Source organism: Parahoeflea olei (assembly GCF_001703635.1).
GTDB lineage: Bacteria > Pseudomonadota > Alphaproteobacteria > Rhizobiales > Rhizobiaceae > Hoeflea > Hoeflea olei.
Genome location: NZ_LQZT01000012.1, coordinates 540,323 through 551,095, shown reverse-complemented (window position 1 = coordinate 551,095; position 10,773 = coordinate 540,323). Strand labels below are relative to the sequence as shown.

7 protein-coding genes and 1 pseudogene are annotated in these 10,773 nt (G+C 66.7%); 2 read left to right on the top strand and 6 right to left on the bottom strand.

Features of this window, described 5'->3' with window-relative positions; translation table 11 throughout:
- Positions 1-197: 197 nt before the first annotated feature.
- From folK to folP, 3 genes are read right to left on the bottom strand one after another with little or no spacing between them, the layout of a single operon-like run.
- Entirely contained in the window at positions 198-746 is a 549-nt protein-coding gene (folK, locus tag AWJ14_RS11120) for a 2-amino-4-hydroxy-6-hydroxymethyldihydropteridine diphosphokinase (RefSeq protein WP_066178523.1), read from the bottom strand.
- Entirely contained in the window at positions 739-1,107 is a 369-nt protein-coding gene (folB, locus tag AWJ14_RS11115) for a dihydroneopterin aldolase (protein ID WP_066178520.1), read from the bottom strand. Before folB ends, folK begins: the two co-directional genes overlap by 8 nt.
- A complete protein-coding gene (folP, locus tag AWJ14_RS11110; protein ID WP_066178518.1) occupies positions 1,100-1,978 on the bottom strand; it encodes a dihydropteroate synthase in 879 nt (292 codons plus the stop codon). The genes folB and folP overlap by 8 nt, the downstream gene beginning before the upstream one ends.
- A 206-nt stretch (positions 1,979-2,184) precedes the next feature.
- Between folP and AWJ14_RS11105 the strand changes: the two genes are divergently transcribed.
- On the top strand, positions 2,185-2,859 hold the full coding sequence (locus AWJ14_RS11105) for a DUF922 domain-containing Zn-dependent protease (protein ID WP_066178515.1): 675 nt from the start codon (positions 2,185-2,187) through the stop codon (positions 2,857-2,859).
- Positions 2,860-3,259: 400 nt separating this feature from the next.
- Here the strand turns inward: AWJ14_RS11105 and AWJ14_RS11100 are convergent.
- From AWJ14_RS11100 to AWJ14_RS11090, 3 genes and pseudogenes are all read right to left on the bottom strand, one after another.
- Positions 3,260-4,285 (bottom strand): annotated as a pseudogene (locus tag AWJ14_RS11100) (NAD(P)/FAD-dependent oxidoreductase).
- Positions 4,286-4,312: 27 nt separating this feature from the next.
- Positions 4,313-4,633: a 2Fe-2S iron-sulfur cluster-binding protein gene (locus AWJ14_RS11095; protein WP_066178512.1), complete on the bottom strand. Its 321-nt coding sequence runs from the start codon at positions 4,631-4,633 to the stop codon at positions 4,313-4,315.
- A 232-nt stretch (positions 4,634-4,865) separates the two neighbouring features.
- Positions 4,866-5,246, bottom strand: coding sequence for an Hpt domain-containing protein (locus tag AWJ14_RS11090; RefSeq protein ID WP_066178509.1), 381 nt, complete (start codon positions 5,244-5,246; stop codon positions 4,866-4,868).
- Positions 5,247-5,620: 374 nt separating this feature from the next.
- On the opposite strand from AWJ14_RS11090, the gene AWJ14_RS11085 reads away from it, so the two are divergent.
- The gene (locus tag AWJ14_RS11085) at positions 5,621-10,744 is read left to right on the top strand and encodes an apolipoprotein A-IV repeat region-like domain-containing protein (RefSeq protein WP_066178506.1); all 5,124 of its coding nucleotides are present in this window, start codon (positions 5,621-5,623) and stop codon (positions 10,742-10,744) included.
- Positions 10,745-10,773: the final 29 nt, after the last annotated feature.

Sequence of the window (10,773 nt, the reverse complement as noted above, 5' to 3'; positions counted from 1 at the left end):
GCCGCCCGCCTGACCGTCCGCTTCTGAGCCGCAGCACAGCGCTCCAGAGCGCACAAGACACGAAACAGCCAAACGCCGCGCTTCCACCGAAGCGCGGCGTTTGGCTGTTCAGGTGAATGGAAATCTCTGGGACCGGCGCGCGAAGACGCGGCCATCCCGTCGCGCGGGCGGCTTTTCCGTTGGGGCGGCAAGCCCGCTCAGTCGTGCGATGGCGCTTCCGGCATGCCCGCTTCCGCCAGCCACCAGTTGCCGTCGGCGCTCAGCGTCTCGATACCGTCCGAATCCACCTCGCTGGCCCAGTCGGCCACGCTTTGCAGGTTGACCACCGCGCGCGGCGCGATATCGGCCAGCGGCACCATCACGAAGGCGCGTTCGGTCATGCGCGGATGCGGTACCGTGAGGTCCGCGTGATCGGACAGGAAATCGCCGTGCAGCAGCACGTCGAGATCGATGGTGCGCGGCCCCCAGCGGTCGGTGCGCACCCGGTCGAGCCTGAGTTCGATGTCGAGACAGACCTTGAGCAATTCATGCGGGTCGAGCCGGGTCTCGATCAGCGCGCAGGCATTGAGGAACCAGTTCTGGTCGGTCTTGCCCCAGGGCGGCGTGCGGTAGAGCCGCGAGACCGTGCGCAGGCGGATGTCGGGATGGGCATCGAGCAGCTCAAGCGCGCGCGCCATGGTGCGGCGCGGATCGCCGATATTGCCGCCGAGCCCGATGGCGGCAATGACGGTTTTCGCCTCAGGCACGGTGTTCGACCGTCACTTCGACATGGTCGAGCACGCCCGGCACCGGCGCGCTCGGCTTGCGCACGGTGATGCGCGCCACGCGGATCTGCGGAAATTCCGCGGTCAGCGCCTTGGCCACATCGAGCGCCAGCGCCTCGATCAGGTAGCGGCGCTTGCCGGTGATGATCCGCTCGATCACCTGGAAGGCGACGCCGTAATGCACGGTGCCCTCAAGCGAGTCGGTTTCCAGCGCATCGCCCGGATCAACCATGAGTTCGGCATCGACGAAGAAGCGCTGGCCCAAAAACTCCTCCTCGTCATGCACGCCGTGGTGGGCGAAGAAGGCGCAATTGGCGAGACGGATGGTATAGGTGTCAGCCATGGCCGGGCTCCTGTTCGCGGCTGGTTTGAACCATCGCGTCGGCGACCGCAAGCCCGTCGATGTTGAAAGCGACATTGTGCACCCGGAACATCGCCGCCCCCGCGAGCCGCAGCGCCACGCTGGTGGCAACCGTGCCGACATCGCGGTCGGGCGCATCCCTGCCCGTGAGCCCGCCGATGAAGCGCTTGCGCGAGGTGCCGGCCAGGAGCGGCAGTCCGAGCGCGTGCAGCTCGGCAAACCGCGCCATCAGTTCGAGATTGTCGCGCGCGTCCTTGGCGAAGCCGAAGCCGGGGTCGAGAAGGATGCTGTCATCGCCGATCCCGGCTTTGCGGGCGATGGCGAGCGAGGCGGCGAACCAGGCGAACTGGTCGGCGATCAGGTCCGGCAGGCAGGTGCGTTCCCGGCCGGTATGCATGATCGCCACCGCCGCCCCCGCCTCCGCGGCAAACCGCGCGATCTCCGGCTCGCGCTGCAGCCCCCAGACGTCGTTGATCAGATGCGCACCGGCAGCGAGCGCAAGCCGTGCCGTCTCCGCGCGCCAGGTATCGACCGAGATCAGGATGCCGCCATGGTCCGCGAGCGCCTCGATCACCGGCAGGATGCGGCGCTGCTCTTCGACGGCCTCCACAGGATCGGCGCCGGGGCGGGTGGATTCACCGCCGATGTCGATGATGTCGGCGCCCGCCTGATGCATCGCCAGCGCCGCGGCCACGGCCGCCTCCGTGGTCGCCGCCAGGCCGCCGTCCGAGAAGGAGTCCGGCGTCACGTTGAGGATGCCCATCACCCGCGATTTCGGGCCGAGCTGGATCCGAGCGCCGCGGCCGAGCCGGAACTCCCTGGGATCGAAGTCGTGTGAAGGAGGTGTCTGCATGTTCTTGCTTTCCGGATTCCGCGGCCTCTGTGGCGCCACAATTGATACCGTACATGGCCGCCGCTGGAGCCGTGGCCGCCGCGCGGCCGGTTGTCCCGGCAATTCGTTTCCGGGCCGGGCAACAGGGCCGCAGCGGTCGGCTTCCTGTTGCATGAGCAGGCTCCATGGCGCAAGTTCCCCGAAACCTTTTGCAGCCGGAGTCGCCCATGCATCCCACTCGCCTCGTCGCCGCGGTGCTGGCCTTGTGCCTTGCCGCAGGCCCCGGCGCGGCCGAGCCGCTGATCAAGAAGAGCTACTCGTATTTCAAGGTCTCCGGCCAGACCATCGAGGATCTCGAAAGTGAATTCTCCAAGCTCGGCCCGATGCTGCAGGACACCGGCAACCGTCACGCCGGCGCCACGCGCATCAAGCTTGGCGGTTCGATCGACTATGAGAGCCGCAAGGGCCGCTGCCGCGTGATCGACGCGAAGGTCACGCTCGAGACCCATCTCATCCTGCCACGCTGGAACGACCGCAAGCGCGCCAGCCCCGACATGGCGCTGGTCTGGGACACATTGTCCTCCGACATAAAGCGCCACGAGGAACGCCATGCCGAGATCGCGCGAAACTATGCGCGCGAGCTCGAACGGGCGCTCGAGGCGCTGCGCCCGCAGCGCGACTGCGAACGGATGCAGGCGCGCGCCGACGCGGTGACCCAGAGGATCATCAAGCGGCACGCTGCCGATCAGGACCGGTTCGACCGGGTGGAAGCCGCAAGCTACCAACGGCGGATGGAGAGACTGTTGCGCTACAAGGGCTCGCAGCGGACGGGTGAAAGCTCGTGCTCCGACTTTGGCCCCAACCTAAGATCTTGGCGCCAGGCGCCATGTAGAACGCGATGACGGACTGAACCGAAGAAGTATTTCCGGAATCTAGACTGCAACAGCACCGACCCCGATTTTCCACCGGCTATTCCTCGCAATATTCGCGCCCCCTGTTTCAGGTACTCTTCCTCTCAAGGGACGATTCTAGACAACTGATTCGGGTTTACCGGCGCATGGAAGCCGCTTGATGGTCCTCCCACATCGAGTTTGATACCTGTTGCGCCCATTTGGCCTCGCTTTCCTCTACGGAACCGCGAGGCCTTTTTTTCTGCATGCTCCGCGGCCGTATCGGGTCCGCCGGTGCCGGCGGCGGTGCCGATGCCGGAGAAACACAGAACGCCCCGCATCCGGACCGAAATCGGAACCCGGATGCGGGGCGCGCGCGTGCGTGGAACGGTCGAACCGGCCTCAGACGGCGTTACTGGACGCCGAGCTTCTTCTGCAGGCTGGTCGAGGACGTGGTGTACTGGAACACCATCTTCTGGTCGGGATGGGCGATGCGCGCCACGGCCTGCGTCATCAGCGCCGCTTCGTGGAAGCCCGACAGGATCAGCTTGAGCTTGCCCGGATACCAGTTGATGTCGCCGATCGCAAAGACGCCCGGAATGCTGGTCTCGAACTTCTCGGTATCGACGGTGAGCAGGTTCTCATGCAGGTTGAGGCCCCAGTCGGCGATCGGCCCGAGCTTCATCGTCAGGCCGAAGAACGGCAGCATGCGGGTTCAGGGAATGTCGGTCTCGCCGTCCGGCCCCTTGACGGTCGCAGCGGTCAGTTGGCCGCCCTCGCCTTTCAGGCCGGAGACCTGGCCCACGTGGAAGTTGATCTTGCCCTGTTCGCGCAGCGCGAACATCTTGTTGACGCTGTCGGGGGCTGCGCGGAAATCGGGCCGCCGGTGGACGAGCGTCACCGACTTTGCCACCGGCTGCAGGTTGAGCGTCCAGTCGAGCGCGGAATCGCCGCCGCCGACGATCAGCAGATCCTGGCCGCGGAACTCTTCCATCCGGCGCACCGAATAGAACACGCTCGAGCCTTCATAGGCCTCGATGCCCGGAACCGGGGGACGCTTGGGCTGGAACGAGCCGCCGCCCGCCGCGATCACCACCGCATGGCAGTGCAGCAGCTCGCCCTCGTCGGTTTCCACCTCGAAGCGGCCGTTGTCGAGCTTGCGGAAGCCCGAGACCATGCGGTTGAAGTGGAATTCCGGCTTGAACGGCGCGATCTGTTCCATCAGCTTGTCCGTCAGGGCCTGGCCGGAAATCTCGGGCCAGGCCGGAATGTCGTAGATCGGCTTTTCGGGATAGAGTTCGGCGCACTGGCCGCCGGGACGGTCGAGAATGTCGACCAGGTGGCATTTGAGATCGTAAAGACCAAGTTCGAACACGGCAAACAGGCCGCACGGCCCGGCGCCAACGATCACGACATCGGTTTCAATCGGGGTAGACATCACAGGTATCCGGTCAAGAGAGGAAAATCAGGCTTGCCGCTCGGGCACATGGACAATGAGGCCCTCGAGTTCGTCGCGGACCTTGATCTGGCACGACAGGCGGGAGGTCGGACGCACGTCATAGGCAAAATCGAGCATGTCCTCCTCCATCGGCTGGGGTGTGCCCACAGCGTCGGTCCACGCCTCGTCCACATAGACATGGCAGGTGGCGCAGGCACAGGCGCCGCCGCATTCGGCCTCGATGCCGGGAACGGAATTGCGGATTGCGTTTTCCATCACCGTAGACCCGTTCACGGCATCTACGTCGAAACGGGTTCCGTCAAAAGCAACTAGGGTAATCTTGGTCATTACGGCCTCTGGCGTGTTTGCAGGAGATTGAGGCTTTCATACACGCTCACCCGCATGAGGCAAGAATGAAAACCGCGCTGCGACAGCGTTGCGCGACATGGTTTTCCAAAGTCGCGGGCCGGCGCAGGCTCCGTGAAGGCCCGGAAATGCCGATGCCCGCCGCAACCGGGGCATTCCGGCCGGCAGGCTTCGGTGCGTGAGAGAGGCGAGCGGCGCGAGGCCGCTTGGCGCGTCAGGCCGACGACGAGCGCGTCAGGCCGACGATGAAGTTGTCGACCTCGACGACAGCCTTGGTGAAGGCCGCGACCACGGCCGCATTGCGGGGCTTGGCTTCGAGTTCGCCGGCAAAGCGAGCGACTTCGAACGCCCCCACGCCCTTGGCGGCTCCGGCCAGCCGGTGCGCGAGTGCGCTCCGTTCCGTGGCATCAAGCGCGCCGAGCCGCGTTACGGCTTCACGGGCCTGGCGCGCGAACAGCGCCAGCACTTCCGTTTCCAGCGCCTTGTCGCCGCCGGTCTGACGCGCAAGGTGAACGAGGTCGATTGGCCGGGCGCCGGAAGGGCGCGGCTGGAAGCTGACTTCGGGGGCTTCGAATGCGATGCTGGCTGCCGCCATGGCGGAATTCCTCGTTTCGTGTCTAACCGGCAGTCTGGCCGCCCAATCTCGCGATCGGGTAAACGCCGGACGGCAAGATTTGGGAGAATCTGCGGGCATGGTTAACAGGGTGTAAATGTGGCGTTTAGTTGGCCTTTGCGCATTCTTTTGACACAGAAGGAGCCCAAAAAGTCGTGGACACGCGCCCGATCCAGCGGCTTTCAATTGTTAATTTCTGCCGTGTGTGTCACTAAATTGGAGTTTGAGGGTCCTGAAACGGGACGCGACGCCTGCCGTGCTGTCTGGGCTCACGGGTCGTCGGGTCCGGTTTCGGGCGTCCGGCAGTGGCGGATCGGGCGATCAGACCCTCTTCGAGTAACGAGGTCTTGAGTGGCATGAGTAAGACACCAGCGGACAAGAGCATTGACGAGCAGGCCTACGAGGCGCTCGAAGACGCCCTGAGCATCAACCCGGACGATGACGATCTGGGTGGGCTCGACGATATTTCGATCGAGGAGCTGGAGCAGAAGGTTTCAAGCGCGGCCCGCGAGCTGAAGAATGCCGACGCGGCAAAGCCCGCGAGCTCGGACGCGCGCCCGGCGGGACCGGGGGAAAGCACCGCGCCGCGGATGCAGGCGCCCCCCTTCACCCCCGCAGCCCCGCTTGCCCCCGCCAATGACGACAGCCGCAAGACCACCGCCGGCCTACTGCGCGCGCTCGAAATCCGCTCAAGCCGCGGCGCGCTGCGCAATGCCACGATCATCTCGGTGCTGTGGGCGGTCGGCGGCATCGGCCTCGCCAATCTGCTGCTCGCGCCGGAAATCTGGGAGATCCGGTCGTTCTCGGACCTTCTCGAAATGCCGGCCGTCATCGGCTTCCTGGTCGGCATCGTCGTGCCGATCCTGATCTTCTTCGCCTTCTCGATCATGATGGCGCGGGCCCGCGAAATGCGCTCCGCCGCCCGTTCGATGGCCGAAGTCGCGCTGCGCCTCGCCGAGCCGGAAAACGTGGCCGGCGACCGGATCCTGAGCGTCGGCCAGGCCGTGCGCCGCGAAGTCTCGGCCATGAACGAAGGCATCGAGCGCACCATCGCGCGCGCCTCCGAACTCGAAACCCTGGTGCATTCGGAAGTCAACGCGCTGGAGCGCAGCTATTCGGAAAACGAATTGAGGGTGCGCGGCCTGGTGCAGGAACTCGGCAGCGAACGCGACGCCATCATCGGCCATGCCGAGCGGCTTCGCGCCTCCATCTCCGGCGCCCACGAACAGCTCAAGGAAGAGCTGACCATCGCCAGCGAAGAGATCGCGGTGCGCATCTCCACCTCCGGCCAGGCCTTTGCGCAACTGATGGACACCCGCGCGGCCAATCTCCAGGAACGCACCATGGAGACCAGCCGCCAGCTGGAATCCCTGCTCGAAGGCCGCACCGACGCGCTGGTGACCGCACTCAAGGTTTCCGGCGGCGAACTCACCGACGAGTTCGACACCCGGCTCGAAATGCTCAACCTCCAGCTGGGCCAGCGCGGCAAGGCGCTTCTGGCCGAGTTCGAGACCCGCGCCTCGACGCTCGACGCCAATACCGAGAAGCTCAACGCAGCGCTCAGCGAGCGCGCGCGCCAGCTCAACGAGACGCTGATCGAGCGCACCCGCGAGATTTCCGAAAGCCTCGGCGTCGGCCAGCAGGCGATCGCGTCCGGCCTGGAACAGACCCTCGCCTCGCTCAATTCCGCGCTGGACGAAAAGGGTGCCTCCTTCAGCCAGGCCCTCAAGTCGAGCACCGAAGACGCGATCATGGACCTCGACCTGCGCTCCGGTTTCTTCGAGGAGAAGCTCGAATCCTCGATCAGCCGCCTCACCGCCGTCTTCGACGAGCGCGTGGGCGAGTTCACCTCGGCCTTCGACAGCCGCGCGGGCAGCCTCGACGGCAAGCTCACCGAAAGCCTGTCGCGCATCAACGAGACGCTCAACGGCGGCACCAACGCCATGGACGGCATCCTGTCGTCGAGCCTCGAGCGCATCGGTGCAACCCTGTCCGACCGCAGCCAGGCGCTTGAGGCCACGCTCGGCACCGGCGCCGAGCGCATCGAAGCCTCGACTGCGGGTGCGGCCCAGCGCATCGAAGCCTCGACCGCAGGCGTCGCCCAGCGCATCGACAGCACCCTGGCCTCGCGCACCGAAGAAATCGAGGCGGCGCTCGCCTCCCGCGCCGGCGCCATCGAGACCGCATTGTCGAGCGGCGCCGAGCGCATCGACAACTCGCTCGCCTCGCGCACCCAGGCGATCGAGGCCTCCCTCGCCTCGCGTGCGGAAGCCATCGACACCGCGCTCTCGGCCGGCGCCGAGCGCATCGATGCAAGCCTGAGCGAGCGCTCGACCGCCCTGTTCGGCGCGATCGCCGAAAGCGCCGACGCGCTCGACCGCCGGCTCGGCGAACGCGCGCAGGGCTTTGGGGCAGCCGTCGATCAGGCGGCCGACGCCCTCGACGGTCGGCTTTCCGCCCGGGCGGAAGCGATCCAGGCGGGCCTGTCCGACGTCACCGAACGCCTGGCGGCAACCCTCGACATCGAGGGCCGGCGCTACGAGGAAGTGGCCCAGACCGCATCCGACCGCATCGAAGCCACGCTTTCGAAGGGCACCGAACGTGTCGACGAACGCCTGACGACCATGAATTCCATGCTCGGAATCGGGCTTGAATCGGTCTCCAAGACGATCGAAGGCAAGGCCACCGGCCTCGCGGCCAAGCTGCGCGAGGCGGTCGCCGCCGCAGCCATCGAACTCGACGCCGAAGCGCTCAAGGCCAGCGAGACGCTGGAATCCGTGAGCTCCGGCTTTGCCGGCCGGATGGACCACCAGTCGCGCGAATTCGCCCGCACCCTCGATCTTCAGGTCGAGGAGCGCACCGCCAACCTGGCCGCGCATGCGGAAAACATCGCCAGCAGCATTTCCACGAGCGCCGAAGGCCTCGGCAAGGAAGCCAGCCGGATCAGCGATCTGGTCGAACGCGTGGGCGAAACCGTGGGCAGCCAGGCCAATGCCATTGCCGGTGCGCTCGACGCTAGCGAGGCCCGTTTCGCGGCACAGACCGACGCGCTCTCCGCACGGCTCGCCAGGGAAACAGGCGCCATTTCCGACCGGCTCGGCGAAACCGCCAATACGCTCGTCTCCACGCTTGACGAGAAGACCGAGGCCATGGCGGCCCGCATCGGCGGCACCGCCAACAGCCTGGCCTCCACCCTCGACGAGAAGACCGAGGCCATGGCAGCCCGCATCGGTGGCACCGCCGACAACCTGGTCTCGACCCTCGACGAGAAGACCGAGGCCATGGCGGCCCGCATCGGCGGCACCGCCAGCAACCTCGCCTCCACCCTCGACGAGAAGACCGAGGCGATGGCAGCCCGCATCGGCGGCACCGCCGACAACCTGGTTTCCACGCTCGACGAGAAGACCGCGGCCATCTCGACCCGCATCGACGGAACCGCCAACAGCCTGGTCTCCAAGCTGGACGAGAAGACCGAGGCGATGACCGCCCGCCTTGCCGGCACCGCCAACAGCCTCGTCTCCGCGCTCGACGAACAGGCCGGGTCGATCGACGCCCGGTTGCGCCAGTCGGCCGACGACATCGTCAACCGCACCGGATCGCTCGGCGACGCCCTCAACCAGAAGGCCGTCACCATCATCCAGAAGCTGGTCGAGGCCGAGCAGGCGATGGACATCCGCGCCACCTCCGTGCATTCGACGCTGGACGAGCGCACCCGCGAACTCAACTCGATGCTCGCCAGCCGTTCGGCAGAACTGTCGCGGGTCATCGACGAACAGGCCCGCCCGCTGGTCGAGCGCTATGCAGCCAGCGGCGAGGAATTCGCCAACCGCCTGACCGAGGTCACGCAGAATTCGACCGACCGCCTGCGTGCCGAGAACGCGGCCCTGATCAACGCCATCACCAACCGCACCAGCGAAACCCTGTCGGCCATCGAGACCGCCAGCCAGAGCCTCAGCGGCAATGTCGGCACGCTTCTCGAGCGCCTGGGCTCGAGCAACCAGGAAATCTCCAGGGTCGTGGCCAATGCCGCCTCGACGCTGGGCGCGGCCACCGAGCAGTTGACGCAGACCACGAGCGAGTTCTCGAGCTCCACCGAAAAGGCCGCGGAACTGCTGTCCGGCTCCGCCCGCCTTCTCGACGGCAAGGTCGAGCGCCTGACCGACATTTCGAGCCGCACCCTCAACCAGGTCGGCGCGATCGCCGGGCGCTTCGACGATCACTCCAAGGTGCTCGCCTCGGCCTCCGATCTTCTGGGGGCGGCGCAGTCCAACCTCGCCTCCACGCTCGAGGAGCGCCGCGAGGCCCTGCAGGCCCTGTCGGTCGGACTGGTCAGCCGTTCGGAGCAGATCGAAGCCACCATGCATTCGCTCGAAGAGATCGTCGAAAAGGCGTTCTCCGGCGCCGACGAACTGTCCCGCCGTGCCGCCTCGCGGCTTGAAGGCGGGCTGCGTGCGGCCGCGGAAAACGCGGGCAAGCTGCTCGACCAGACCGAAGACCGCGCCCACACCGCCGCCGGCACCATGCGGGAGAGCGTCCGCGAGGCCGTCGAGGATGCCGAGAAGCTGCTGCGCGCCACCGAAAACCGCGCCCAGTCCGCCGCCGGCACCCTTCGCGACAGCATGCGCGAAGCCATCGAGGACGCGATTTCGCGCTTCTCCGGCGCCACGGACGAAATCCGCCAGTCCGCCGCCGAAATCCGCCGCGAGCTCGACCAGACCCGCAGCGAACTCAAGCGCGGCGCCTTCGACCTTCCCGAGGAAACCCGGGAAAGCGCGGCGGCGATGCGCCGTGCGGTGGCCGACCAGATCAAGGCGCTTCAGGACCTGTCGCAGATCGTCAGCCAGTCGACCCACCAGGCCGAGTTCAGCCAGGCGGCGCAGCGTCCCGCCCGCGCGGCCGTTGCCGCCCAGCCCGCGCCCCGGCGCGAGCCGGCATTGGCAGCCGCCGCTCCGGCGCCCCGCACCGAGGCCCCGGTTCAGCGTGCGCCGCTGCGCGGCAGCGTCGAGCCGGCTGCCGCCGCCCCCGCCAAGAGCGAGGGCTGGGTCAGCGACCTTTTGCGCGGCGCATCGCGCGAGGAACGTGCCCCTGCCCGGCCGGCAGCTGCGCGCACGCCCGAGCGCAACCCGCGCCATGTGGTGGAATCGCTCAACTCGCTGTCGGTCGATATTGCCCGTGCCATCGACCATGACGCTTCGGTCGACCTGTGGCGGCGCTACCAGCGCGGCGAACGCGATGTCTTCACCCGCAGGCTCTACACCCTCAAGGGTCAGCAGACCTTCGAGGAGATCAAGTCGAAATACAGCCGCGAGCCCGAGTTCCGCTCGGCCGTGGACCGCTATATCGCCGATTTCGAGAAGCTGCTGTCGGATGTCGCCCGCAATGACCGCGACAACATGATGACGCAGACCTACCTGACCTCGGACACCGGCAAGGTCTACACCATGCTGGCCCATGCCAGCGGGCGTTTCGGCCGCGAATAGCGAAACGGCCCGGATTGCCGGGCACCCGA